This is a genomic window from Citrobacter freundii complex sp. 2025EL-00176, from assembly GCF_053309355.1.
Genome location: NZ_JBRYHT010000014.1, coordinates 1 through 26,342, shown reverse-complemented (window position 1 = coordinate 26,342; position 26,342 = coordinate 1). Strand labels below are relative to the sequence as shown.

General features: G+C 52.1%; 20 protein-coding genes. 7 read left to right on the top strand and 13 right to left on the bottom strand.

What is annotated here, in order from left to right; translation table 11 throughout:
• Positions 1-94 precede the first annotated feature (94 nt).
• Positions 95-721 carry a uracil phosphoribosyltransferase gene (gene upp / locus ACVXHP_RS20465; protein WP_003835110.1) on the bottom strand — a complete coding sequence of 209 codons (627 nt, stop codon included), beginning with the start codon at positions 719-721 and terminating at the stop codon, positions 95-97.
• 522 nt (positions 722-1,243) lie between these two features.
• Between upp and purM the strand changes: the two genes are divergently transcribed.
• The 4 genes from purM (at position 1,244) to ppx (ending at position 6,711) form a co-directional block, all read left to right on the top strand.
• Positions 1,244-2,281 (top strand): phosphoribosylformylglycinamidine cyclo-ligase, encoded by a 1,038-nt coding sequence (gene purM, locus ACVXHP_RS20460; RefSeq protein WP_200005490.1) that lies wholly within the window; start codon positions 1,244-1,246, stop codon positions 2,279-2,281.
• A complete protein-coding gene (gene purN / locus ACVXHP_RS20455; protein WP_200005489.1) occupies positions 2,278-2,919 on the top strand; it encodes a phosphoribosylglycinamide formyltransferase in 642 nt (213 codons plus the stop codon). Before purM ends, purN begins: the two co-directional genes overlap by 4 nt.
• Positions 2,920-3,098: 179 nt before the next feature.
• Positions 3,099-5,165 (top strand): polyphosphate kinase 1, encoded by a 2,067-nt coding sequence (gene ppk1 / locus ACVXHP_RS20450; protein WP_200005488.1) that lies wholly within the window; start codon positions 3,099-3,101, stop codon positions 5,163-5,165.
• Positions 5,166-5,169: 4 nt separating this feature from the next.
• The gene (ppx, locus tag ACVXHP_RS20445; RefSeq protein WP_447572095.1) at positions 5,170-6,711 is read left to right on the top strand and encodes an exopolyphosphatase; all 1,542 of its coding nucleotides are present in this window, start codon (positions 5,170-5,172) and stop codon (positions 6,709-6,711) included.
• On the opposite strand, the gene ACVXHP_RS20440 is transcribed toward ppx, so the two are convergent.
• A complete protein-coding gene (locus ACVXHP_RS20440; protein ID WP_316129248.1) occupies positions 6,691-8,961 on the bottom strand; it encodes a bifunctional diguanylate cyclase/phosphodiesterase in 2,271 nt (756 codons plus the stop codon). The two genes, ppx and ACVXHP_RS20440, sit on opposite strands and share 21 nt — an antisense overlap.
• Positions 8,962-9,310: 349 nt before the next feature.
• Between ACVXHP_RS20440 and ACVXHP_RS20435 the strand changes: the two genes are divergently transcribed.
• Together ACVXHP_RS20435 and mscS are read left to right on the top strand one after the other, a co-directional pair.
• Entirely contained in the window at positions 9,311-9,514 is a 204-nt protein-coding gene (locus ACVXHP_RS20435; RefSeq protein WP_200005485.1) for a YfgG family protein, read from the top strand.
• 367 nt (positions 9,515-9,881) lie between these two features.
• Positions 9,882-10,760, top strand: a complete 879-nt coding sequence (mscS, locus tag ACVXHP_RS20430; protein ID WP_316129249.1) for a small-conductance mechanosensitive channel MscS — start codon at positions 9,882-9,884, stop codon at positions 10,758-10,760.
• Positions 10,761-10,867: 107 nt separating this feature from the next.
• Here the strand turns inward: mscS and guaA are convergent, their stop codons facing one another.
• Together guaA and guaB are read right to left on the bottom strand one after the other, a co-directional pair.
• Entirely contained in the window at positions 10,868-12,445 is a 1,578-nt protein-coding gene (gene guaA / locus ACVXHP_RS20425; protein ID WP_200005483.1) for a glutamine-hydrolyzing GMP synthase, read from the bottom strand.
• Between the two features lie 69 nt (positions 12,446-12,514).
• Positions 12,515-13,981, bottom strand: a complete 1,467-nt coding sequence (guaB, locus tag ACVXHP_RS20420; RefSeq protein WP_038642597.1) for an IMP dehydrogenase — start codon at positions 13,979-13,981, stop codon at positions 12,515-12,517.
• A 160-nt stretch (positions 13,982-14,141) separates the two neighbouring features.
• Between guaB and xseA the strand changes: the two genes are divergently transcribed.
• Positions 14,142-15,515, top strand: coding sequence for an exodeoxyribonuclease VII large subunit (gene xseA, locus ACVXHP_RS20415; protein WP_447572094.1), 1,374 nt, complete (start codon positions 14,142-14,144; stop codon positions 15,513-15,515).
• Here the strand turns inward: xseA and ACVXHP_RS20410 are convergent.
• The 9 genes from ACVXHP_RS20410 to ACVXHP_RS20370 all read right to left on the bottom strand — a co-directional run bounded on the left by ACVXHP_RS20410 (position 15,512) and on the right by ACVXHP_RS20370 (position 26,102).
• The gene (locus tag ACVXHP_RS20410) at positions 15,512-15,727 is read right to left on the bottom strand and encodes a zinc ribbon domain-containing protein (RefSeq protein WP_316129252.1); all 216 of its coding nucleotides are present in this window, start codon (positions 15,725-15,727) and stop codon (positions 15,512-15,514) included. The genes xseA and ACVXHP_RS20410 overlap by 4 nt on opposite strands.
• Before the next feature lie 139 nt (positions 15,728-15,866).
• On the bottom strand, positions 15,867-17,408 hold the full coding sequence (locus tag ACVXHP_RS20405; RefSeq protein WP_200005477.1) for a peptide MFS transporter: 1,542 nt from the start codon (positions 17,406-17,408) through the stop codon (positions 15,867-15,869).
• 300 nt (positions 17,409-17,708) lie between these two features.
• Positions 17,709-19,181: a ribosome biogenesis GTPase Der gene (gene der / locus ACVXHP_RS20400; RefSeq protein WP_038642605.1), complete on the bottom strand. Its 1,473-nt coding sequence runs from the start codon at positions 19,179-19,181 to the stop codon at positions 17,709-17,711.
• A gap of 117 nt (positions 19,182-19,298) precedes the next feature.
• Complete coding sequence (bamB, locus tag ACVXHP_RS20395) at positions 19,299-20,477, bottom strand: outer membrane protein assembly factor BamB (RefSeq protein WP_447572093.1); 1,179 nt, start codon at positions 20,475-20,477, stop codon at positions 19,299-19,301.
• Between the two features lie 10 nt (positions 20,478-20,487).
• Complete coding sequence (locus ACVXHP_RS20390) at positions 20,488-21,108, bottom strand: YfgM family protein (protein WP_038642608.1); 621 nt, start codon at positions 21,106-21,108, stop codon at positions 20,488-20,490.
• Between the two features lie 13 nt (positions 21,109-21,121).
• The gene (hisS, locus tag ACVXHP_RS20385) at positions 21,122-22,396 is read right to left on the bottom strand and encodes a histidine--tRNA ligase (protein ID WP_137398551.1); all 1,275 of its coding nucleotides are present in this window, start codon (positions 22,394-22,396) and stop codon (positions 21,122-21,124) included.
• Positions 22,397-22,506: 110 nt separating this feature from the next.
• Positions 22,507-23,625: a flavodoxin-dependent (E)-4-hydroxy-3-methylbut-2-enyl-diphosphate synthase gene (gene ispG / locus ACVXHP_RS20380; protein WP_016154000.1), complete on the bottom strand. Its 1,119-nt coding sequence runs from the start codon at positions 23,623-23,625 to the stop codon at positions 22,507-22,509.
• 26 nt (positions 23,626-23,651) lie between these two features.
• Positions 23,652-24,650 carry a cytoskeleton protein RodZ gene (gene rodZ, locus ACVXHP_RS20375; protein WP_316130295.1) on the bottom strand — a complete coding sequence of 333 codons (999 nt, stop codon included), beginning with the start codon at positions 24,648-24,650 and terminating at the stop codon, positions 23,652-23,654.
• A 285-nt stretch (positions 24,651-24,935) separates the two neighbouring features.
• Positions 24,936-26,102 (bottom strand): bifunctional tRNA (adenosine(37)-C2)-methyltransferase TrmG/ribosomal RNA large subunit methyltransferase RlmN, encoded by a 1,167-nt coding sequence (locus tag ACVXHP_RS20370; protein WP_003037713.1) that lies wholly within the window; start codon positions 26,100-26,102, stop codon positions 24,936-24,938.
• Positions 26,103-26,342 lie beyond the last annotated feature (240 nt).

Below are 26,342 nucleotides of genomic sequence, written 5' to 3'. Positions count from 1 at the left end.
TGTTTTCCTCTGAGTGTTGTTTGTTATTAGCGATTAGGTTGTTGTATTCAAAAAAAAGCCGACTCTTAAAGTCGGCTTCTTTTCACTTATTCGTTTACTTGGTACCAAAAATCTTATCGCCGGCATCGCCAAGCCCCGGAATAATGTATCCGTGCTCGTTCAGTCCCTGATCGATGGAGGCCGTGTACAGCTCAACATCCGGGTGTGCTTTTTCCAGCGCCGCGATACCTTCCGGCGCCGCAACCAGGACCAGTACTTTAATGCTGGTGCAGCCTGCGTTTTTCAGCAGGTCGATGGTGGCGATAACGGAACCGCCGGTGGCCAGCATCGGGTCAACGATTAGCGCCATACGCTCATCGATGTTAGAAACCAGCTTCTGGAAATACGGAACCGGCTCCAGCGTTTCTTCGTTACGGTACATACCGACAACGCTGATACGCGCGCTCGGAACGTTTTCCAGTACGCCTTCCATCATGCCCAGACCGGCACGCAGGATTGGTACAACGGTGATTTTTTTACCTTTGATTTGGTCTACTTCAACCGGACCGTTCCAGCCTTCAATGGTCACCTTTTCGGTTTCCAGGCCAGCGGTTGCTTCATAAGTCAGCAGGCTGCCAACTTCCGAGGCGAGTTCACGAAAGCGTTTAGTGCTGATATCGTTTTCACGCATCAGTCCCAGCTTGTGTTTGACGAGTGGGTGTTTGACTTCCACGATCTTCATACTCTTCTCCTTTCCTCAGACGAGTGGCAACCACAAAAAAAATCGCCGGATTATACCGCTTTTCGTCTCTGGCGCAACACTGCATCCGCTTGATATGGATCAACCAAAGTCGTTTGCGTCCGGATGATGAGTATAAAACAAGCCCCGCGCCAATGGCGGGACCTGCATTCAACACCATGAATTTTAAAGATATTCAGCATTAGTCTGGACGACGTTTTGCTACCATGAAAAAGATTTCTTAGGCAAGCGAGCTAATGCCCCACTACCGTCATTATTTTTATCGACGTAGATAACCCCATAGCTTGCTCTGTGCAAAACACTCTATGTAAGGTCCAAAACAGAAAACAGAAACCGGTTTCATTTTGGTGGCGTTATTTAAAAAAATAGATAAATGACTGTAACATGCTGAAAAAAACAGCAGATAAAACTTGATGCAGAGCAGGCTCGCAAACGTTTGCTTTCCCTGTTAGAATTGCGCCGAATTTAACTTTTACTGCAAGTAAACATGTGGGGAAGCAGGCAGTGACCGATAAAACCTCTCTTAGCTACAAAGATGCCGGTGTTGATATTGATGCAGGTAATGCTCTGGTTGATCGAATCAAAGGCGTAGTAAAGAAAACGCGTCGCCCGGAAGTGATGGGTGGTCTGGGTGGCTTCGGTGCGCTGTGCGCATTGCCGCAAAAATATCGTGAACCGGTACTGGTTTCCGGCACGGATGGCGTAGGTACAAAACTGCGTCTGGCGATGGATCTGAAACGCCATGACACGATTGGCATCGATCTGGTCGCGATGTGCGTCAACGACCTGGTGGTACAGGGCGCTGAGCCGCTGTTTTTCCTCGACTACTATGCGACTGGCAAACTGGATGTGGATACCGCAGCCAGCGTCATTAATGGTATTGCCGAAGGCTGTCTGCAGTCGGGCTGTGCGCTGGTGGGCGGTGAAACGGCTGAAATGCCGGGTATGTACCACGGCGAAGATTACGACGTGGCTGGCTTCTGCGTTGGCGTCGTCGAAAAATCCGAGATTATCGACGGTTCAAAAGTGGCTGACGGCGACGTGCTGATTGCGCTCGGCTCCAGCGGTCCACACTCCAACGGCTACTCCCTGGTACGTAAAATCGTTGAAGTCAGCGGATGCAACCCGGAAACCACTGAGCTTGACGGTAAACCGCTGGCCGATCACTTACTTGCCCCGACCCGTATCTACGTAAAATCCATTCTGGAACTGATCGAGAAGGTGGATGTGCATGCCATCGCCCACCTGACCGGCGGCGGCTTCTGGGAAAATATTCCGCGCGTCCTGCCAGACAACACGCAGGCAGTAATCGACGAATCCTCATGGCAATGGCCAGCCGTCTTCAACTGGCTGCAAACGGCGGGTAACGTCAGCCAGCACGAGATGTATCGCACCTTCAACTGCGGCGTCGGCATGGTCATCGCCCTGCCTGCTTCGGAAGTGGACAACGCCCTCGCGTTGCTCAATGCGAAAGGTGAAAACGCATGGAAAATCGGTATCATCAAAGCCTCTGATTCCGAACAGCGTGTGGTCATTGAATGAAAAACATTGTGGTGCTCATTTCCGGTAACGGAAGCAATTTGCAGGCGATCATCGACGCCTGCGAACAGAAAAAAATCAATGGCACCATACGTGCAGTATTCAGTAACAAGGCCGATGCGTTCGGCCTTGAACGTGCACGAGAAGCGAATATTCCGGCACATTCGCTGGAGGCCGCTCAGTTTGCCAGCCGCGAAGCATTTGACCGCCAACTGATACAAGAGATTGACGCCTACGGCCCCGATGTCGTGGTGCTGGCCGGTTATATGCGTATCCTCAGCCCGGCGTTTGTCGCTCACTATTCTGAAAGATTGTTGAATATCCATCCTTCGTTGTTGCCAAAGTATCCCGGCCTGCATACGCACCGTCAGGTACTGGAAAATGGCGATGAACAGCATGGAACCTCAGTTCATTTCGTGACGGATGAACTGGATGGCGGACCGGTAATTCTCCAGGCGACAGTACCGGTGTTTGAAGGCGACAGCGAAGATGATGTCACTGCCCGGGTTCAGGCGCAGGAACATGATATCTACCCGCTGGTGATTAGCTGGTTTACCGACGGCCGTCTGAAAATGCGTGATAACGCCGCGTGGCTTGACGGTAATCGCCTGCCACCGCAAGGTTATGCCGCCGAGGAATAATCTCATCTTCTGGTAGGCTTGATGGCGCTTCGCTTATCGGGCCTACTCTTCTTCCCCCCTTTCTCTTTGCTATCAGACAGTTTATTGTCATATTTTTCTGGCACAGTTGGACATCTGAGAGCAATGCTCGCCATAATAAATCGGTAGTGTCCCGTGAATGAAACGGAGTAAAAGTGGTAATGGGTCAGGAAAAGCTATATATCGAGAAAGAACTCAGCTGGTTAGCGTTCAACGAACGTGTACTCCAGGAAGCTGCTGATAAATCAAACCCGTTGATCGAACGGATGCGTTTTCTAGGCATCTATTCCAATAACCTCGACGAGTTTTACAAGGTTCGTTTTGCCGAACTGAAGCGCCGAATCATCATTAGCGAAGAACAGGGTTCAAACTCTCACTCCCGCCATCTGCTCGGCAAAATCCAGGCCCGCGTATTAAAAGCCGATCAAGAATTTGACGGCCTGTACAACGAATTACTGCTGGAGATGGCGCGCAACCAGATTTTCTTAATCAACGAACGCCAATTGTCGGTGAATCAGCAGAGTTGGTTACGCCATTACTTCAAGCAATATCTTCGCCAGCACATTACGCCGATCCTGATTAACCGCGAGACGGATTTAGTCCAGTTTCTGAAAGATGACTATACCTATCTGGCGGTGGAGATTATCCGTGGTGATACGATCCGCTACGCGCTGCTGGAAATCCCTTCTGACAAGGTTCCCCGTTTTGTGAATTTGCCGCCGGAGACCCCGCGTCGTCGCAAGCCGATGATCCTGTTGGACAACATTTTACGTTATTGCCTGGACGATATTTTCAAAGGGTTCTTTGATTACGATGCGCTGAACGCCTATTCGATGAAAATGACCCGCGACGCCGAATACGATTTAGTGCACGAGATGGAATCCAGCCTGATGGAGCTGATGTCATCCAGCCTGAAACAGCGTCTGACCGCCGAGCCTGTGCGCTTTGTTTATCAGCGAGATATGCCTAATGCGCTGGTCGAGGTGCTGCGTGAAAAACTGACCATTTCTCGCTACGACTCTATCGTTCCTGGCGGGCGTTACCATAACTTCAAAGATTTTATTAACTTCCCCAACGTTGGCAAAGCTAACCTGGTGAATAAACCGCTGCCCCGTCTGCGTCATATCTGGTTCGATAACGAGAAATTCCGAAACGGATTTGATGCAATCCGCGAGCGTGATGTACTGCTTTATTATCCGTATCACACCTTTGAGCATGTCCTGGAACTGCTGCGTCAGGCCTCCTTCGACCCAAGCGTGCTGGCGATAAAAATCAACATCTACCGGGTGGCAAAAGACTCACGCATCATCGACGCGATGATCCATGCCGCGCATAACAGTAAGAAAGTCACTGTCGTCGTGGAGCTGCAGGCACGCTTCGATGAAGAAGCCAACATTCACTGGGCCAAACGTCTTACCGAAGCGGGCGTTCACGTCATCTTCTCCGCCCCTGGCCTGAAAATTCACGCCAAGCTGTTTCTTATCTCACGTAAAGAAGGCGATGAAGTCGTGCGCTATGCGCATATCGGGACCGGGAACTTCAACGAAAAAACGGCACGACTGTATACCGACTACTCATTGCTTACCGCCGATTCGCGCATTACCAACGAAGTTCGTCGGGTATTCAACTTCATTGAAAATCCGTATCGTCCGGTCACATTCGATTACCTGCTGGTTTCTCCGCAAAACTCACGTCGCCTGCTGTACGCCATGATCGACAAAGAGATCGCCAACGCACAGCAAGGATTACCTTCAGGCATTACGTTAAAACTGAATAACCTGGTCGATAAAGGTCTGGTGGATCGTCTCTATGCGGCATCAGGCTCGGGCGTGCCGGTCAATTTGTTGATTCGCGGTATGTGTTCTCTGATCCCGAACCTGGAAGGCATCAGCGACAATATTCGCGTTATCAGCATTGTTGACCGCTACCTCGAACATGACCGGGTCTATATCTTTGAGAACGGCGGCGATAAGCAGGTGTATCTCTCCTCGGCTGACTGGATGACAAGAAATATCGACTATCGTATCGAAGTCGCTACCCCGCTACTTGACCCGCGCCTCAAGCAACGCGTGCTGGATATCATTGATATCCTGTTCAGCGACACGGTGAAGGCCCGGTACATAGATAAAGAACTGAGTAATCGCTACGTGCCACGTGGAAACCGCCGTAAGGTTCAGTCACAATTGGCGATTTACGACTACATCAAATCACTCGAGCAACCTGACTAACGATATGCCAATACACGACAAGTCACCACGACCGCAGGAATTTGCTGCGGTCGATCTGGGTTCAAACAGTTTTCATATGGTCATTGCCCGCGTGGTTGATGGTGCAATGCAAATCATCGGCCGACTGAAACAACGCGTACATCTGGCGGATGGGCTTGGCGCAGACAACAAGCTGAGCGAAGAAGCAATGGAGCGTGGATTAAGCTGTTTGTCGCTTTTCGCTGAACGACTGCAAGGATTTCCCCCGTCGAGCGTATGTATCGTGGGAACCCATACTCTACGTCAGGCGCTGAACGCGACCGATTTTCTCAAGCGAGCAGAAAAAGTCATCCCCTACCCGATTGAGATTATTTCCGGTAATGAAGAAGCACGTCTGATTTTTATGGGCGTTGAACACACCCAGCCGGAAAAAGGCCGCAAGCTGGTTATCGATATCGGCGGCGGTTCCACGGAACTGGTGATCGGTGAGGATTTCGAACCCAAACTGGTCGAAAGCCGCCGTATGGGCTGTGTTAGTTTTGCTCAGATGTATTTCCCGGGCGGCACTATCAGTCGGGAAAACTTCCAGCGCGCCCGCATGGCGGCTGCGCAGAAACTTGAAACGCTAACGTGGCAGTTTCGCATTCAGGGCTGGAACGTTGCGCTGGGCGCGTCGGGTACCATTAAAGCGGCACACGAAGTGCTGCTGGAAATGGGGGAGAAAGATGGCTTTATCACCCCTGAACGTCTGGAAAAACTGACCGCTGAAGTGTTGAAGCACGCGTCATTCAATGCGCTTAGTTTGCCGGGACTGTCAGAAGAACGAAAAGCGGTGTTTGTACCTGGGCTTGCTATTTTGTGCGGCGTTTTTGATGCGCTGGCTATTCGCGAGCTTCGTCTGTCCGATGGTGCGCTACGTGAAGGCGTGCTGTATGAGATGGAAGGCCGTTTTCGCCATCAGGATGTACGCAGCCGCACCGCCAGCAGCCTGGCGAATCAGTACAACATCGACAGTGAACAAGCCCGCCGTGTGCTGGAAACCACCATGCAGATGTATGACCAGTGGCATACTCAGCAGCCAAAACTGGCCAATCCCCAGTTGGAAGCGTTACTGCGCTGGGCAGCGATGCTGCATGAGGTTGGGCTGAACATCAATCATAGCGGTCTGCATCGCCATTCTGCTTACATTCTACAAAATAGCGATTTACCGGGATTCAATCAGGAACAGCAGCTGATGATGGCAACATTAGTTCGTTACCATCGTAAAGCGGTGAAGCTTGATGATTTGCCCCGCTTTACGCTGTTTAAGAAAAAACAGTTTCTGCCGTTAATCCAGCTATTGCGTCTGGGGGTATTGCTGAATAATCAGCGTCAGGCGACAACCACGCCGCCGACCCTGACCCTGATAACCGAGGACAACCACTGGACCTTACGCTTCCCGCATGACTGGTTCAGCCAAAATGCGCTGGTACTGCTCGATCTGGAAAAAGAGCAGCAATACTGGGAAGCAGTAACCGGCTGGCGTCTCAAAATTGAAGAAGAAAGCTCACCCGATCTCGCCGCATAAGCTCCCAACAGGTGCCGGCTCGTCTGGCACCTGCTCCTCCAGAGTTTCATGCAGCGGCTGCGGTTTGCCAATCAAATACCCCTGCAGGTAATCAATCCCCAGCGAAACCACTGCGCTGCGTATTTCTTCGCTTTCGACGTACTCCGCAACCACCAGCATTCTTTTCATCCGCGCCAGATGACAAATAGAGGCCACAATTTGGTAGTCGAGGCTGTTCGAAACGATATTACGAATAAAACTGCCGTCAATTTTCAGGATATCGGCATTCACATTTTTCAGTCGGGCATAGCTGGCATATCCGGTCCCAAAATCATCAATCGCAATCTGACAACCCAAAGCTTGCAGCTGTAGTAACGTCGCCTGCGCCTGATCCGCATTGGTTAAGGCATTACTTTCCGTCACCTCAAAGATGAGTTGCCAGGCTTCAACCTTGTATTTCGTCAGTAACTGATTGATGTCATGCGGAAGACGGGCACGACATACCGATGTAGGCGATAAGTTAATAGCAAAGCGACGGGCAGGCATTTTTTCCCGATTCTGCGCCATAAACTTCAGCGTATTTTCAATCACCCACATGTCGATGCTGGAAGACAAACCAAACTCGTGCGCTACCGGCAAGAAATTATCCGGGGCGATAATTTCGCCATCATCCCCATGAAGTCGCAGCAGAATTTCGTGATAGACATCGCCACGCACGCCAGCGATCGGCTGCGCCATCAGGAAAAAGCGATTGTGCTCCAGGGCCTGCTGCAGACGGTTCATCATCGCAACCTTATCTTTCAGGTCACGTTGCAAGTGCATCACGCCGCGCCGCTGCATATTTTCTGGAGAATTGGTCGCCAGGGAGATCTCGGCAATGGTGCTTAACTCACCGAGTAACAAATAAATGTGGTTAACCGGGGAGCGTACATAGCAAAAGCTGATACCTACCTGCGGCTGTAAAGGCATACCATCCCAGATAAAGCGGAACTGCTTAATATGCCTGTCCAGTGCTTCGATGCGCTCCTGATGAGCCTCTGTATTAAAACGCAAAACGAGATCATTACCCGATAATTGATAGACATGCTCATCCAGTTCTAACAAAGGTGTTATCCACTGAGCGAGTTTTTGCTTGTACTGAATACGCAGCATAATGCCGTAATTTTTCACCAGCAGTTCCATGCCAGGCACCCGCAAAAAACAGAGCACTGACCAGGGCGCTTTTTTCAAATCCCGATTCAACGCGCGCAAGTTTGGAATATGTACCATCGGATCAAAAAATGCCAGACGATGGTTGCGTCGGGTAACGAACCGCTGGCGCGTTGCCAGTACGGCAATGAAATTCACTATAAAGGAGAAAACCAGATAGCTCGATGAGGTAATGGCAAGCTGGGTATCATAGCCCGAATACCAGGGCATATAGCGCTGATAGTAATGAATTGCAGTAATAAGTACGACTGACCATATCAACGAAATAAATCTATACCCGTAACGCATTGCGCCCCATAGCATAACGGGCAGTAACAACGACAAGGTATAATTCGTGCTAAATATTGAGCTTTGTTCATTTAACGGCATGCATAACATAGACATCAGCGCGATCAATATAATCGACCAGATGGCCAGTTCTGTTTTGGTGACTTTGCTATCAAACTGCTGCTTTAACTGAGAAAAATAGCCTCTCAGGTGCAAAGGATTACGTATCGCTCGAATAATAAGATAGCACAGTGGAACCCCAACAAGATTCCCCACCAGCATGGCCTGATAATTGATTAACGTACCGGTATTAAAGGGCATCACGCCGACCATGCCTGATTTACTCTCATAGACGCCCACAAAGGCGGCAAACTGGAAGAGAATCAGAAACAGCGTTGCCGGACAGAACACCTGCCAGAACATTCGCTGAAACATCAGGTGAGAATCACCGTGGGAAACATTGTTGCGTCGGGGAGTAAATACCTTATACCCGCCCCAACTAAGCACTAGCGTAACGATAAAGTGCGAAATTATTGAGAGTGTTTCAAATAGCCCAACCTGCGGATATTTATACCAGATTATGGAAATGATAATTCCTGGCAATGCCGCCCAACCAAAAAAGAGCATCAGACTAATCATCAGCGCCAATGGCAGATAGAAAAGTATTACGGTCCCCGTACTAATATGGGCATAGGTGTTGGCGGTGCTCAATATAGGCAACAGCAAAGAAGGCAAGATGAGAGGTAACGCCCACCATCTATCTCTAATACCAATATATTTTTTATTGAGTTTCATAGATGCTCAGTAGAATCCCGCACATCCTGCAGGGGGTATTCAGACAGGCATCCCACCTGACTTTAAAAAGATAAAGTAAAATACATCATAATGACTCATCAATTTTAGTTACCAGTAAAGGGTGACGTTTGATACATATCAAAAAAAATGCCCCTCATTAATCAATTATTACTCTTTTCATTGTTTTTTATCGTTAATTCATTATTCATGCAAATAATTATATTAATTTTCATAACATAAGGGGATAAAACGACTGAAGCAATTTTACATAACGAAGAATTGACCATTCCCTCACAGTATGCCTTAATGTGAGTATCGCCCATGTTGGGTACACTACAAGGAACCTTTTGTGAGCCAGGTTACCAGCCTACGCAAACGACACCGATTTAACAGTCGCATGATCCGGATCGTACTGCTTATCAGCTTTCTCTTCTTCTTCGGACGCTTCGTCTACTCCGCCATTGGTGCGTGGCATCACCACCAGGACAAAAAAGAATCTCAGCAGTTAACCCTGCCGCAACAGACATCTCCTGCGCAAAACGACGTACGCTGATCGCGCTTGCCTGTGATCCCCCAGCATTAAGATTCCTTACCGGATGGCTAATCGCCTGACATTTAACCATCCGGTAAGGGATTTAAGTGACGGAACCGTTCATAATCCTACCAACGACACGCACTGATATATCAGATAATTAACCAGTTTTATCGCACAAATACACTATCTTTTAATCCCACTTCACCGCACCATTCGCGCTAATTTTTACGTACCTGTTTACTGGACATAAAAAAGGCAAATACAGATCAAATAGACGCTAATTAATATCGCCAGAAAATATCACTAACGCAAATATTAATATTTTGCATGAAAATTAAATGCTTATTCGAATTGTTACTATTTTTAAATATAACAGGGTAATACCATGAGTAGTTTTTCTTTTTTTCCCAAAATAAGAAGCGGCCTTGAGTGGCTCGCCGGGCACAGCGATGCCGTTATGCAATTCGCATGGAATATCGTTGCCGCCGTGATTTTACTGTTTATCGGCAAATTTATCTCTCGACTGATCTCCCGTGGACTGGAGAAACTGCTGTTAAAACGTAAAGTTGACCGGACCATCATTCAGTTCTTTACCGCCCTGGTACGTTACATCACTCTCGCCTTTTTCATTGTCGCTGCGTTGGGGCGCGTCGGTATTGAAACATCATCCATTATTGCCGTCATTGGCGCTGCCGGACTGGCTATTGGTCTCGCGCTACAAGGATCGCTCTCCAACTTCGCCGCAGGTGTACTGTTGGTTTCCCTACGGCCTTTCCGCGCCGGCGAAATAGTGCAGATTGGTGCAGTCACCGGGACGGTAGAAAAGGTGCACATTTTCTCCACCACTCTACTCACCGCCGACAGCAAAGAAGTGGTGATCCCAAACGGCAAGATCATCGCTGATAATATTATTAACTATTCCCGCCACCCTTTCCGTCGTATCGATCTTGTGATTGGCGTGGGTTATCAGAGTCGGATCGCGGATGTTAAGCGCGTTATTAATCACATTATTGAGCAGGACAGCCGCATCGATAAGCAACGTGGGGTGACCGTTCGTCTGGGTGAGTTAGGAGCCTCTGCGCTCAATTTTTACGTCCGCGTGTGGGTGCCTAATATTGAGTACTGGAACACGTATTACGATTTGCTGGAAAACATTAAAGAGGCCCTGGACGCCAATCATATTGACCTGCCGTATCCACAGATGGATATTCGCGTGGAGAACGTGTCATCCCACTCTCAACCTCAGCTACAACTGGTTGATTAGAACATCGTCCTTCAGAATTGTCTTTTGAAATAAGAGCAATAAAAAACCCTCTATAAACAGAGGGTTTTTTGATATTACGGATTCAGAAACCGCTTACAAAGGGGGTATTATTCCCACTCAATGGTAGCCGGCGGCTTACCGCTGATGTCATAAACGACGCGGGAAATACCGTTCACTTCGTTGATGATGCGGTTAGAGACGCGGCCTAAGAAGTCATACGGCAGGTGCGCCCAGTGTGCGGTCATAAAGTCGATGGTTTCGACAGCACGCAGGGAGACAACCCAGTCGTACTTACGGCCATCGCCCATTACGCCAACGGAACGGACCGGCAGGAATACGGTGAACGCCTGGCTGACTTTGTTGTACAGGTCAGCTTTGTGCAGCTCTTCAATGAAGATAGCGTCCGCGCGGCGCAGCAGGTCGCAGTACTCTTTCTTCACTTCGCCCAGCACGCGCACACCGAGACCTGGGCCCGGGAACGGGTGACGGTACAGCATGTCGTACGGTAGGCCCAGCTCCAGACCAATTTTACGCACTTCGTCTTTGAAAAGCTCACGCAGCGGCTCAACCAGACCCATCTTCATCTCTTTCGGCAGGCCGCCCACGTTGTGGTGAGATTTGATGACGTGTGCTTTACCGGTCGCGGATGCCGCGGATTCGATCACATCAGGGTAGATAGTCCCCTGCGCCAGCCATTTTACATCTTCCAGTTTCAGCGCTTCTTCGTCGAACACTTCAACGAACACGCGGCCAATGATCTTACGTTTGGCTTCCGGATCGTTCTCGCCTTTCAGCGCGTCGAGGAAGCGCTGCTCGCCTTCCACGTGAACAATGTTCAGGCCGAAGTGATCGCCGAACATGTCCATCACCTGCTGGGCTTCGTTCAGACGCAGCAGACCGTTGTCCACGAACACGCAGGTCAGATTTTTACCGATAGCGCGGTGCAGCAGCATGGCGGTTACGGAAGAATCCACGCCGCCGGAGAGGCCGAGGATCACTTTGTCGTCGCCAACCTGCTCGCGAATACGGGCAACGGCATCATCGATGATTTTAGCTGGAGTCCACAGCGCTTCACACTGGCAGATATCGCGCACAAAACGCTCCAGCATGCGCATACCCTGGCGGGTGTGGGTCACTTCCGGGTGGAACTGCACGCCGTAGAAGCGTTTTTCTTCGTGCGCCATAATGGCGAACGGACAGGTCTCGGTGCTGGCAACGGTCACGAAACCTTCCGGGATCGCGGTCACTTTGTCGCCGTGGCTCATCCATACGTCAAGCAGCGGTTTGCCGTCGGCGGTCAGAGAATCTTCGATACCGCGCACCAGCGCGCTGTCGGTCTGTACCTCAACCTGGGCGTAGCCGAATTCACGCTCGTTAGAACCTTCAACGTGGCCACCCAACTGCATTGCCATGGTCTGCATACCGTAGCAAACGCCGAAGACCGGCACACCGGCGTTGAAGACGTACTCAGGCGCACGCGGGCTGTTTGCTTCGGTGGTGCTTTCCGGGCCACCGGAGAGGATGATGCCGCTCGGGTTGAACTCACGGATTTGTGCTTCAGTAACATCCCATGCCCACAGCTCACAGTAGACGCCCAGTTCACGTACGCGACGTGCGACCAGTTGGGTGTACTGCGATCCGAAATCGAGGATGAGAATGCGATGTTTATGAATATTGTCTGTCATTTGACGATAATTCCGAGGCAAGTGAAACAATAACAAAACGCCCGGTTTAAAACCGGGCGCGGAAACTTATCAGGAGCCCAAGCGGTAGTTCGGGGACTCTTTGGTGATGGTCACATCGTGAACGTGACTTTCCTGAATACCCGCACCGCTGATACGCACGAATTCAGCCTTCGTACGCAGCAGGTCGATGGTACCACAACCGGTCAGACCCATACAGGAGCGCAGGCCGCCCATCTGCTGGTGAATGATCTCTTTCAGGCGGCCTTTATATGCTACGCGACCTTCGATACCTTCCGGCACCAGTTTGTCAGCGGCGTTGTCGCTCTGGAAGTAACGATCGGAAGAGCCTTTGGACATTGCGCCCAGGGAACCCATACCGCGGTAAGATTTGTAAGAACGGCCCTGGTATAGTTCGATTTCGCCCGGGGATTCTTCGGTACCCGCCAGCATAGAGCCAACCATGACGGCTGCGGCGCCAGCGGCAATCGCTTTGGCGATGTCGCCGGAGAAACGGATACCGCCGTCAGCGATAACCGGAATACCGGTGCCTTCCAGCGCTTCAACCGCGTCGGAAACAGCGGTGATCTGCGGCACGCCCACGCCAGTAACGATACGGGTAGTACAGATGGAGCCTGGGCCGATACCGACTTTCACCGCGCTGCAACCCGCTTCCGCCAGGGCGCGAGCGCCTGCGCCAGTCGCGACGTTACCGCCAATGATTTGCAGGTCAGGATATTTAGCACGGGTTTCACGGATACGTTGCAGCACACCTTCAGAGTGACCGTGAGAGGAGTCGATCAACAGTACGTCAACGCCCGCAGCAACCAGCGCGTCAACACGTTCTTCGTTACCCGCGCCTGCGCCTACAGCCGCGCCGACGCGCAGACGACCATGCTCGTCTTTACATGAGTTCGGTTTACGTTCTGCTTTCTGGAAATCTTTAACGGTGATCATGCCGAGCAGGTGGAAGCTGTCATCAACAACCAGCGCTTTCTCAACGCGTTTCTCATGCATTTTGGCCAGCACGACATCACGCGCTTCACCTTCACGCACGGTCACCAGGCGCTCTTTCGGCGTCATGTATACACTGACCGGCTGGTTCAGGTCCGTCACAAAGCGCACGTCACGACCGGTGATGATGCCAACCAGTTCGTTGTCTTCAGTCACAACCGGGTAGCCCGCAAAACCGTTACGTTCAGTCAGTTCTTTCACTTCACGCAGGGTGGTAGTTGGCAATACGGTCTGTGGGTCAGTTACCACGCCAGACTCGTGTTTTTTCACGCGGCGGACTTCTTCCGCCTGGCGCTCGATGGACATGTTTTTGTGGATAAAACCGATGCCGCCTTCCTGTGCCAGGGCAATCGCCAGGCGCGCTTCCGTCACGGTGTCCATGGCTGCAGAGAGCATAGGAATGTTCAGGCGAATCGTTTTGGTCAGCTGAGTGCTAAGGTCAGCCGTGTTCGGCAGAACGGTAGAATGAGCGGGAACGAGGAGGACGTCGTCAAACGTCAGGGCTTCTTTTGCGATACGTAGCATGGGCAATATCTCACCTGGGAGGTTATTAAATATTGCCGCGGCATTATACAGAGCGTAACCGATTGCATCCACACTTTTTTGCAAAAAAACCTTGCGCTCCTCTGTGAGCATGTTACTTTCGACTGAATAACCTGCTGATTTAGAATTTGATCCCGCTCACATGTTATCCTCTCAGACCTCCTCAATTTTTACCGTAAGCCGCCTGAATCAGACGGTTCGTCTGCTGCTTGAGCAGGAGATGGGACAAGTGTGGATTAGCGGCGAAATATCGAATTTCACCCAGCCCTCTTCCGGTCACTGGTACTTCACGCTCAAAGATGACTCCGCCCAGGTGCGCTGCGCGATGTTCCGTAACAGCAACCGTCGGGTGACGTTCCGTCCGCAGCACGGTCAGCAGGTACTGGTACGCGCCAACATCACGCTGTATGAGCCGCGCGGCGATTACCAGATAATTGTTGAGAGCATGCAGCCCGCGGGCGAAGGGCTATTACAGCAGAAGTATGAACAGCTGAAAGCCAAACTGCAGGCGGAAGGGTTGTTCGATCAGCAATACAAGCAGCCGCTGCCCTCCCCGGCCCACTGCGTTGGGGTGATTACCTCGAAAACCGGCGCGGCGCTGCACGATATTCTCCACGTTCTTAAACGCCGCGATCCGTCGCTGCCGGTGGTTATCTACCCTACCGCAGTACAGGGCGACGACGCACCGGGGCAAATCGTTCGCGCCATTGAACTGGCGAACGCGCGCGGCGAATGCGACGTGTTAATCGTCGGGCGCGGCGGCGGTTCACTGGAAGATTTATGGAGTTTTAACGACGAACGGGTGGCGCGCGCTATTTTTGCCAGCCGCATTCCGGTGGTCAGCGCCGTCGGCCACGAAACCGACGTCACCATTGCCGATTTTGTCGGCGACCTGCGCGCGCCGACGCCGTCGGCGGCGGCGGAAATCGTCAGCCGTAACCAGCAAGAGCTGCTGCGTCAGGTGCAGTCTGCCCAGCAGCGCTTGGGCATGGCGATGGACTACTACCTCGCCAACAGCAGCCGCCGCTTCACGCAGCTATTCCACCGCCTACAGCAGCAGCACCCACAGCTACGCCTGGCACGTCAGCAAACGTCGCTGGAGCGGCTGCGCCAGCGGATGGGATTTGCGCTTGAGAATAAGATTAAGCAGGCTAATCAGCGCCAGCAGCGTATGTTGCAACGGCTCAATCAGCAAAACCCGCAGCCCCGCATTTATCGCGCGCAAACCCGTATTCAGCAGCTGGAATATCGTCTGACGGAGAATATCCGCACACGTTTAAGCGCACAGCGCGAACGTTTTGGCAACGCGGTTACCCATCTCGAAGCGGTCAGCCCACTGGCGACCCTGGCGCGTGGCTACAGCGTTTCTACCACCACGGGCGGCGGCGTACTGAAACAGATCAAACAGGTCAGCGCAGGCGATGTCATCACCACCCGTCTAGCAGATGGCTGGGTGGAAAGCGAAGTGAGGGGCGTAACGGCGGCGAAAAAAACGCGGAAGAAAAAGCCGGTTTAAACCGGCACATACTCCACGCGTTTTTTCGAAATCAGCCCATGGCCATGCTGGCAGAAATAATCCACCGCGCCACAGGCCTTTAGTACTTCGAGTGGTTGATGGCACTCTGGGCAACGTGCTTCCAGTTGAAAATCTTTTTGACAACTCTCACAGTGCGCCGCACCGTTTTGTGGTTCCAGTTCAGCGTGGCAACCCGGGCAAATGATAGACATAACAACTCCAGTACAGGGATCTATTCTTGCGTTGAGTTTAACACGCTGCGCTGAATGTCGCCCAGGTCCAACAAACCGTCACACCTCATCAATTGAATGACCGGGGCATAGCCTCTGCCCCGGCATAATCGAGGTGTTATCAGGCGCTGGTTGCCGGTTTAGTTTGCGTATTCTCCAGCATACGACGAATCGGAACAATGAGGACGATCAGCACCGCGGCGCAGATCAGCAGCGCAATCGAGCAGCGTGCGAAGAGATCCGGCAGCATATCCAGTTGGTCAGCCTTCACATGACCACCAATCAGACCTGCGGCCAGGTTACCCAGCGCACTGGCACAGAACCACAGGCCCATCATTTGCCCACGCATTCTTTCCGGCGCCAGCAGCGTCATGGTCGCCAGGCCTATCGGACTCAGACACAGCTCACCAAGCGTCAGCATCAGGATGCTGCCCACCAGCCAGAATGGAGAAACGCCCGCCCCGCCGTTGCTGAGAACGTTTTGCGCCGCCAGCATCATCAGGCCAAAGCCTGCCGCCGCGCACAAAATACCGATAACGAACTTAGTGATGCTGCTCGGACGAATGTTCATGCTCGCCAGTTTCGGCCACGCCCAGCTGAATACCGGCGCCAGCAGGATGATAAACAGGGCGTTTATCGACTGGAACCAGACCGCCGGGATTTCAAAATCACCGATCATACGGTTAGTGTAGTCGTTGGCGAACAGGTTGAACGAGGTTGGCTTTTGCTCAAACGCCGACCAGAAGAATGCGGCGGAAACCAGCAGGATAAAGCAAACCAGCAGTCTGGCGCGTTCTTTGCGATTCAGACCGGCAAAGATGAACAGGTAGATAAAGTAGAGTGCAACAGAGGCGGCAATCACGTACACCAGTACGCTGGCAACCGCGACCGGATTAATCACAATCACGCCCTGTGCAATCAGCGTAACGATAATCGCCACACCGACAGCCAGCGCGAGTAGCCATGCGCCCACACCGTTACGCTTGACTACCGGGCTGTTCCAGGTCGAGTCCAGTCCCACTTCGCTGTCGTAGCGTTTCATTGACGGAACGGCAAACACACGGAAGATGATTAACGCCACCAGCATCCCGATACCACCGATACCAAAGCCCCAATGCCAGCCATGGGTTTTAATCAACCAACCGGAGATCAAAGGTGCGATGAATGACCCCATATTGATGCCCATGTAAAACAGCGAGAAACCGCCGTCACGACGCGCATCGCCTTTTTTATACAGCGTGCCCACCATGACCGAAATACAGGTCTTGAACAGACCGGAACCGAGCACGATAAACATCAGGCCGATAAAGAACAGGTTGTTACCCATAATGGCCGAAAGCGCAATCGACAGATGACCGAGCGCAATCAGGATGGAGCCGTACCATACCGCTTTCTGTTGGCCGAGCCAGTTATCCGCCAGCCAACCGCCTGGCAGCGCGGCGAGATACATCGTACCGGCAAAGATACCCACAATCGCCGAGGCGTTTTCACGCGCCAGCCCCATGCCACCGTCATAGACGGTAGCCGCCATAAACAGGATCAGTAATGGGCGAATGCCATAAAACGAGAAACGCTCCCACATCTCTGTGAAGAACAGCGAGCCGAGCGGATAAGGATGGCCGAAGAAAGTTCGGCTTTCTTTTTGATTAACAGAGGATTGCATAATTCTCCCGAAAGTTATGTCGTCGTGCGTGTAAACACCGCGATGTACGCCAGCCAGTTACGTATCTGACCGATTTTTTACATGCGGCGAAAAGTTATTTAACCATTTGATAACCTAAGGCTAGTTTTGTCTAGTACCAGCCCCCGGACTTTAAGATGAAAACTCGACAAATGTCTACTTTCTTAGATTTAAACTTGGTAAAAAACGAATAGTGATTGACATCGCACGGGCTGAAGCAGGCGATGGAATAACGAAAAAAAACCCGCGACAAGCGCGGGTTTTCATCAACATCAGCAACGATTATTTGCTCTTTTTAATGTGTTTAATCAAACGCTTACGCTTACGCATCTGGGTCGGTGTCAGCGTATTACGTTTATTCGCAAACGGGTTTTCCCCTTCTTTGAACTGAATGCGGATCGGTGTCCCCATCACGTCCAGGGTTTTGCGGAAATAGTTCATCAGATAACGCTTATATGAATCCGGCAGATCTTTCACCTGATTGCCATGAATCACCACGATCGGCGGGTTATAACCACCGGCATGGGCATATTTCAGCTTCACGCGACGACCACGTACCAGCGGTGGCTGATGATCTTCTACCGCCATGGTCATGATACGCGTCAGCATCGCGGTACTAACGCGACGGGTGGAGCTGTCGTATGCTTCGCGGACTGATTCAAACAGATTACCGACACCGCTACCGTGCAGCGCAGAGATAAAGTGTACACGCGCAAAATCAATAAAGCCCAGACGGAAGTCCAGCGTTTCCTTGACCTGCTCTTTCACTTCCTGCGTCAGGCCGTCCCATTTGTTGACGACAATAACTAGTGAGCGCCCACTATTGAGGATAAAGCCCAGCAGCGACAGGTCCTGATCGGAAATACCTTCGCGCGCATCAATCACCAACATGACCACGTTGGCATCTTCAATCGCCTGCAGCGTTTTGATAACTGAGAATTTTTCTACCGCTTCGGTAATTTTCCCGCGCTTACGCACGCCCGCGGTGTCGATCAGCACATATTCACGTTCGTCGCGTTGCATCGGAATATAAATGCTGTCACGCGTAGTCCCAGGCATGTCGTAAACCACCACGCGGTCTTCGCCCAGAATACGGTTAGTCAGTGTGGACTTACCTACGTTCGGACGACCGACAATCGCCAGTTTGATCGGCAGATCCTGCGGGTTGAAGTCGTCTTCAGGCTCTTCTTCACCGTTTTCTTTGGCTTCCAGTTGCGCCCAATATTCCGCATCTTCATCGACTTCTTCCTGCGGTGCAACGTCATCCATCCACGGCAGCAGAACATGCTCCAGCAGGCTGAGAACGCCACGACCATGGGAGGCAGCAATCGGATAAATTTCGCCTAACCCCAGCGAGTAGAAATCAACAACCGCCTGATCGGGATCCAGTCCGTCAGTTTTGTTGGCCACCAGGAACGTCGGTTTCTGGCGTGAACGCAGATGTTTAGCAATGGCTTCATCCGCTGGCATCAGACCAGCACGCGCATCCACCATAAACAGCACAACGTCCGCTTCTTCAATCGCCAACAGAGACTGTTCGGCCATGCGGGTTTCAACACCGTCTTCGGTGCCATCAATACCGCCGGTATCGATGCAGATAAACTCGCGGCCTTCAATTTCCGCACGACCGTACTTACGGTCACGAGTCAGACCCGGGAAATCCGCAACCAGCGCATCTCGGGTGCGAGTTAGACGGTTAAATAACGTGGATTTGCCAACGTTAGGGCGCCCGACAAGCGCGACCACAGGTACCATGTTTAAAGCCTCATTTAAAAAATCATCAAACAACGCGCGCATTTTTGCGCCGTTGTTAAAAACAGTAAAACGGCCCCTGCACCAGGAGCCGTTTTTCAAAGCGAGCGGCCAGGACGATTAACGCGTAATGGAGTACAGCGTACCGTCTTTCGCCTGGATCAGCAGTTTACCATCAGCAGAGACTGGCTCGGTCAGGAAACCGGAGCTGTCGACTTTCTGCTGGGCAACAAAGCGACCATCTTCAACGTTAATCCAGTGCAGGTAGCCTTCGCTATCACCCACAACTAAATTGCCGTTATACAATGCCGGAGACGTCAGCAGACGGTGCAGCAGATCGCTTTGCGTCCACAGCGTCACGCCGCCGTCGGTGGTCAGCGCCAGTATGCGGTCGTTCTGATCGACCAGGTAGATACGGTTACCGTCGACGATGAAATCATTCACCGAGCCCAGTTCACGTTTCCACATAATCTGACCACTGCGCAGATCCAGCGCGGTCAGGTTACCATTATAAGCCAGCGCGTAAACAACGCCATTGACGATAACCGGCGTGGTATCAACGTCACTCAGACGATCGATTTCCGTTGGGCCAGTCGCCTGGGAAATACGTTGCTGCCAAATCATCTGTCCCTGCTGCATCAGCACGGCGCTTACGCGACCGTTATCACCGCCAACAATCGCTGCGCCAAAGGCCGTCGCTGGGGCAGATTCGCCACGTAGAGACAGGGATGGCATATCGAGGTTAACAGTCCATTTGATGGCACCGTCAGTTTCGTTCAACGCCTGCAATTGACCGTTGCTGGTGTGGATTAATACTACGCCATCACTCACAACAGGACGAGACAGCGCTTCACCGGCAACTTTCGTCTGCCATGCGGTGGTACCGTCGCTGGTATTCAACGCATAAACCTGCGCTTTTTCACTGCCAATGTAAACATGACCACCGGACACGGTTACACCGCCAGAAAGCTGTGCAGATGCACGGGAGAACCAGCCGTCTTTCTCACCCAGATTCACAGACCACACTTCTTTGCCGTCGTCTGCGTTCAACGCTTTCACGACACCTGCGCGATCGGCTGCATAGACAACGTTATCCGCCAGCGCAGGATGAAGATTAGAATAGAAATCACCAATACCGTTGCCTACGGAAGTGCTCCAGTCCGTAGACGGAGTAAACTGGTTTTCAACCACCGGTAATGGGGACATCTTAACGACATCTTCTTCGCCACTAAACAGTGAACAGCCGCTCAATAGGGTAACGGAAAGCAGCCCTGGCAGAAGTAATTTACGCAATTGCATCGGGTCCCTCTCAGATGGACAAATTATTGATTTTCATCTGCATCATTTCGCTCAGAGCAGGAGAGGCATCGCTTTTCACACCCGCTTCCCATGCGCTACGCGCACCTTGTTTGTCGCCCTTGCTCAGCAACGCTTCACCGCGCAGATCGGCAACAATGGCCGTCCACCCTTCACCTTTAATGGTGTCGAGTGTTTTCAGCGCGGTATCAGCTTGTTTAAGCTGAACCTGAACACGAGCCAGACGCAGGTTAATCACCGCTTTGAGATTCTCATCGCTGGTTGCAGCCAGGCCTTGTTGCAGCTGGCTTGCGGCTTTCTCAAGTTCATTTTGGTCAACAAACTGCTGCGCAAGTTCCAGTGAAGCTAACGCGCCGTAGGTATTTTTATTCTCTGCGGCAAATTTCTCTGCCGCAGGAATGCTATCCGCTTTACCCGCGCTAACCGCGGTCACGGTATTTTGGTATGCCAGAGAAGCAGAGCGTGCGGACTCCGTCTGATGGCTGGTCCAGTAACGCCAGCCAACCAGCGCGCCAACCCCTAAAATTATCCCAACCGCCAGCGCTTTGCCGTTTTCGGCAAAGAAGCGTTTTACCGCATCAACCTGGTCGTGTTCGTTCTCGTAAATTTCCACGCTGTCCTTCTCCTTAGCCCAGTAGAGTGCGCAAATGCGCGGCAACGCCATCCTGCGCTACTGCCGTTTGCTCACCAGAGCGCAAATCCTTCACTACAACGGTACCGTCAGCCACTTCGGACTCACCCAGTACCAGTGCAACGCGGGCGCCCCACTTATCGGCACGGGCAAACTGTTTCTTAAAGTTGCCGCCGCCGTGGTTGGTCATCAGTTTCACACCAGGCACTTCATCACGCAGACGTTCTGCAAGCCGCATTGCCGCCGGCTGCGTGTCTGTGCCTGAAGCAACCAGGTATATATCGACAACAGGGGAGGCAATAAATTCCGGATTAACTGCCTGAACTAACAAAACAAGTCGTTCCAGGCCCATGGCAAAGCCCACAGCAGGCGTTGCGCGACCGCCAAGTTGCTCTACCAGACCGTCATAACGACCGCCGGCACACACTGTACCCTGCGAGCCCAGACTGCTGGTAACCCACTCAAATACGGTGCGGTTGTAGTAATCAAGGCCACGAACCAGACGCTGATTGACGGTGTAGGCAATCCCTGCGGATTCCAGCAGTTTGCACAGACCCGCGAAATGCTCGCGAGAATCGTCATCAAGATAATCACCCAGCGCAGGTGCGTCGTTGAGCAGCGCCTGCACTTCTGGATTTTTGGAGTCAAGCACGCGCAGCGGGTTGGTGTACATGCGACGCTTGCAGTCTTCGTCCAGTTTCTCTTTATGCTGTTCCAGGTAGGCGACCAGCGCATCACGGTAGTTAGCGCGGGCCTCAAGCGAACCAATTGAGTTCAGCTCCAGGCTAACATGTTGGGAAATACCCAGCGCGCGCCACCAGCGAGCGGTCAGCATAATCAGTTCAGCATCGATGTCCGGGCCCTGCAGGCCAAACACTTCGACACCCAACTGATGGAACTGACGATAGCGTCCTTTCTGCGGACGTTCGTGGCGGAACATCGGCCCGATATACCACAGACGCTGTTCCTGATTGTACAGGAGACCATGTTCGATGCCGGCGCGTACGCAGCCCGCTGTCCCTTCAGGACGCAGAGTCAGGCTGTCGCCATTTCTGTCCTCAAAGGTATACATCTCTTTTTCAACCACGTCGGTGACTTCACCGATCGCGCGTTTGAATAACGGGGTCTGCTCTACAATCGGCAAGCGGATTTCACTGTAACCGTAGCTACCGAGCACGTTTTTGAGAGTGCCTTCAATGCGCTGCCAGATGGCGGTTTCGCCAGGCAGATAATCGTTCATGCCGCGAATGGCTTGAATGTTTTTTGCCACGTTTATTCTCTTTATGAATATAAAAATGAACCCTCAGCGCTAACCCGAACAATGCGGGCGCCATGCGGGTTCAATCATACACGGGAAGCACGCCGCTTCCCATCACGTTGTTATTTTTCAAGCTGCTGCACGTCGATACGACGCGCTTCGTCCAGGATACTCGCTTTAGCGCGAATACGGGCTTCAAGCTGCGTGATCATATCGTCGTTGTCGAGTCTGTCCTTACGCACACCGTCTTCGTACAGGCCGCTTTTCTTGTTACCGCCCGTCACGCCCAGCGTAGAAACCAGCGCTTCGCCAGGACCGTTTACCACGCAGCCGATGATCGAAACATCCATTGGCGTAATGATGTCTTCCAGGCGTTGCTCCAGCGCGTTAACCGTACCGATAACGTCAAATTCCTGACGTGAGCAGGTTGGACACGCGATAAAGTTGATCCCGCGCGCGCGAATGCGCAGCGATTTCAGAATATCAAAGCCCACTTTGATCTCTTCCACCGGATCGGCGGCCAGAGAAACACGCAGCGTATCGCCGATCCCTTCGGATAGCAGCAATCCTAAACCGATCGCGGATTTCACCGCCCCGCTACGTGCGCCACCGGCTTCGGTGATCCCCAGATGCAGCGGTTGATCGATCTGTTTCGCCAGCAGGCGATAGGATTCTACGGCAAGGAAAACGTCAGAGGCTTTAACGCTGACTTTGAATTGATCGAAGTTCAGACGATCAAGGTGATCCACATGACGCATAGCGGATTCCAGCAGCGCCTGCGGCGTCGGTTCACCGTATTTTTCCTGCAGATCTTTTTCCAGCGATCCGGCGTTTACGCCGATGCGGATAGGAATATTTTTATCACGAGCGCAATCCACTACCATGCGGATGCGCTCTTCATTACCGATATTGCCTGGGTTGATACGCAGGCAGTCAACGCCGTATTCCGCCACTTTCAGCGCGATACGGTAGTCGAAGTGAATATCGGCAACCAGCGGGACATTAACCTGCTGTTTGATAAGCTTGAACGCTTCTGCAGCATCCATTGTCGGTACAGAGACACGAACAATGTCTGCGCCTACACGTTCCAGCGCTTTGATCTGATTAACCGTTGCTTCCACGTCAGTGGTACGCGTATTGGTCATAGACTGTACGGCGATGGGCGCGCCATCGCCGATCGGCACGTTCCCAACGTAAATGCGTGTCGATTTTCTACGTTGAATTGGAGCCTGGTTATGCATTAAAAAATCTCCCGCATTGCCGTCTGTTACTGAGCCGGTGATTGTTCGGCATTAACGGTCAGACGTGCAACCTGGTTAGTTCTGATAAAACGACTCAGATCAACAGGTTTCCCCTGGAACTGAATCTGCACTGCCGCCGGAGCGCCAATTTTCAGTTTGTACGGCGCCTGACCGGTCAGATTCAGATTGCCGTCTTTACGCTGCATACCGCTGAACAGTTTTTTACCGGTCGCATCGGTCACTTCCAGCCAGCAATCGGCGGTAAAGTTCATTACCAGCGCGTTAGGGTCGGCTGCAGGGGTAGTGACACCCGCCTGGTCAGTCGGCAGCGGTGCCGCGTTCGCTGGCGCTGTTGGCGCTGCGGTTGCGGTATCGACGTTGGCCTGAGAAGGCGCCACTACGGCGTTCTGTTGCGCATCCGCTGCTGGCGCCGGGGTTGTCGGAGCATCCGTCGCTGGCGCTGCGTCCGCTACCGCGCCATCGCCCGCAGCCGGAGTTGTCTCCTGACCTGCTGCGGCGCTGGTATCTAACGGTACATTCTGCGCAGTGTCTTTACCGGCATTCAGTTCAGCGGAAGATTGATCGGCCATGGTGCTGATCTCTTCCTGCTGCGCTTTATGGTTCTGCCACCACCAGGCACCTGTCAGTCCGACAACGACAAACAGCACCAGCCAGGTGAAGGTCATTAACCAGCCGTCGCGCTTTTTACGACGCTTACCGAGCGAGAAGCTCTGCATCGGCGCGACTTTAGCAGGGCGAATTGGAGCCTGTTTTTCCAGCCCTGGCAACAGTTCTTCTTCAGGAATATGCACCAGACGCGCATAAGAACGGATGTACCCACGCAGGAATGTTGAAGCGAGATCGGCTGGCGCCTTATCTTCTTCAATATCGCGTACCGTGGAGACCTTCAGGCACAGTCGTTCCGCGACTGCCTGTTGGCTGAATCCGAGTTGTTCACGGGCATTGCGCAGACGAACGCCGGTGGAGAGTGCTTCATTTTTGTCGTGCGTGGCTTCAGTATTCATTCGCTACAGCTGCGTAAATTTGGGTTCTGGCGCCGGCGAGTCACAATGCTCACCCACACCGCGAAACATCTGGTCAGTTAACCTTCGTCAGACAGTATAAAACGGTCAGACTACCAATGACAAAAAAGCGTAAACCTGAGGGCTAAACTCTTGTTGCGCCGTTACATACTGCCTTAAAGTCGACAAAAACGCACCGTTATTATTGACCTGACGACAACAACCAAAGAACCTCATCTGGCTTACATTGCACTACGGTACATGAATTATACCGTAGTGCACTCGACATCAAACGGTTTTGATGTCGATAGCATCACCCTGCATACGCTTGCGCAGGGTACGCTTGGTACGGTCGATAACATCGCCGGCCAATTGACCGCAGGCTGCATCGATGTCATCGCCACGTGTTTTACGCACGATGGTGGTGAAACCATAGCTCATCAACACTTTGGAGAAACGATCGATACGGCTGTTAGAGCTACGACCATACGGTGCGCCAGGGAACGGGTTCCATGGGATCAGGTTGATCTTACATGGAGTATCTTTCAGCAGTTCAGCCAACTGATGCGCGTGTTCGGTACCGTCATTGATGTGATCCAACATGACATACTCAATGGTCACACGACCCTGGTTGGCGTTGGATTTTTCCAGATAACGGCGCACTGCCCCGAGGAACGTTTCGATATTGTACTTTTTGTTGATTGGCACAATTTCGTCACGAATTTCATCGTTTGGCGCATGCAGAGAGATCGCCAGCGCGACGTCAATCATATCACCCAGCTTATCCAACGCAGGTACAACCCCTGAGGTGGAAAGCGTAACGCGACGCTTGGACAGCCCAAAACCGAAGTCATCCAGCATGATTTCCATCGCCGGTACCACGTTGGTCAGGTTGAGCAATGGTTCGCCCATCCCCATCATCACCACGTTGGTGATAGGACGTACGCCCGTTGCTTTGACCGCGCCGACGATTTTCGCCGCACGCCAAACCTGGCCAATGATTTCCGATACTCGCAGGTTACGGTTAAATCCCTGTTGCGCCGTAGAGCAGAATTTACACTCTAATGCACAACCAACCTGTGAAGAAACACACAGGGTCGCGCGATCGTCTTCCGGGATATAAACGGTTTCAACGCGCTGATCGCCAACCGCGATAGCCCATTTGATCGTGCCGTCAGAGGAACGCTGCTCTTCCACCACTTCCGGGGCGCGAATTTCAGCGACTTCTTTCAGCTTGTTACGCAGCACCTTATTGATGTCAGTCATGTCATCAAAGTTGTCGCTGCAATAATGGTACATCCACTTCATGACCTGATCGGCACGAAACGGCTTTTCGCCCATCTCTTTGAAGAATTCGCGCATTTGCTGACGGTTCAGATCCAGCAGGTTAATTTTTCCATTTTTATTTGGAACCGCAGGAATGACGACTTCAGAGGTGTTAACTAATTCAGACATAATTTTTTCCGGCCTCGTTGTTACACGTTGTGGCCCGTGGAGGGTTAAAAAGAAACGCCCCGGCAAGCGGTCTGCTCTTCCGGGGCGTTGCATTGTACAAAGTCTGGCGCAGGGATGCCACGTTTGCACGAAGCATTAGCGAAAATAATATGTAAAGAAAGAGCGTAGATACTGTTATTGCCTGCAAGCCTTTTCACGTTTCGCGGTTACGGATTGCAGGCACGACCAGTCACAGCGCCG

Excerpts from the sequence above, each read along its gene's own strand:
- mscS (WP_316129249.1), top strand. The coding sequence starts at position 9,882 with ATGAGTAGTTTTTCTTTTTTTCCCAAAATAAGAAGCGGCCTTGAGTGG.
- purN (WP_200005489.1), top strand. The coding sequence starts at position 2,278 with ATGAAAAACATTGTGGTGCTCATTTCCGGTAACGGAAGCAATTTGCAG.
- ispG (WP_016154000.1), bottom strand. The coding sequence starts at position 23,625 with ATGCATAACCAGGCTCCAATTCAACGTAGAAAATCGACACGCATTTAC.
- ACVXHP_RS20410 (WP_316129252.1), bottom strand. The coding sequence starts at position 15,727 with ATGTCTATCATTTGCCCGGGTTGCCACGCTGAACTGGAACCACAAAAC.
- guaA (WP_200005483.1), bottom strand. The coding sequence starts at position 12,445 with ATGACAGACAATATTCATAAACATCGCATTCTCATCCTCGATTTCGGA.
- ppx (WP_447572095.1), top strand. The coding sequence starts at position 5,170 with ATGCCAATACACGACAAGTCACCACGACCGCAGGAATTTGCTGCGGTC.
- upp (WP_003835110.1), bottom strand. The coding sequence starts at position 721 with ATGAAGATCGTGGAAGTCAAACACCCACTCGTCAAACACAAGCTGGGA.
- der (WP_038642605.1), bottom strand. The coding sequence starts at position 19,181 with ATGGTACCTGTGGTCGCGCTTGTCGGGCGCCCTAACGTTGGCAAATCC.
- xseA (WP_447572094.1), top strand. The coding sequence starts at position 14,142 with ATGTTATCCTCTCAGACCTCCTCAATTTTTACCGTAAGCCGCCTGAAT.
- ACVXHP_RS20440 (WP_316129248.1), bottom strand. The coding sequence starts at position 8,961 with ATGAAACTCAATAAAAAATATATTGGTATTAGAGATAGATGGTGGGCG.
- rodZ (WP_316130295.1), bottom strand. The coding sequence starts at position 24,650 with ATGAATACTGAAGCCACGCACGACAAAAATGAAGCACTCTCCACCGGC.
- ACVXHP_RS20405 (WP_200005477.1), bottom strand. The coding sequence starts at position 17,408 with ATGCAATCCTCTGTTAATCAAAAAGAAAGCCGAACTTTCTTCGGCCAT.
- guaB (WP_038642597.1), bottom strand. The coding sequence starts at position 13,981 with ATGCTACGTATCGCAAAAGAAGCCCTGACGTTTGACGACGTCCTCCTC.
- ACVXHP_RS20370 (WP_003037713.1), bottom strand. The coding sequence starts at position 26,102 with ATGTCTGAATTAGTTAACACCTCTGAAGTCGTCATTCCTGCGGTTCCA.
- ppk1 (WP_200005488.1), top strand. The coding sequence starts at position 3,099 with ATGGGTCAGGAAAAGCTATATATCGAGAAAGAACTCAGCTGGTTAGCG.
- bamB (WP_447572093.1), bottom strand. The coding sequence starts at position 20,477 with ATGCAATTGCGTAAATTACTTCTGCCAGGGCTGCTTTCCGTTACCCTA.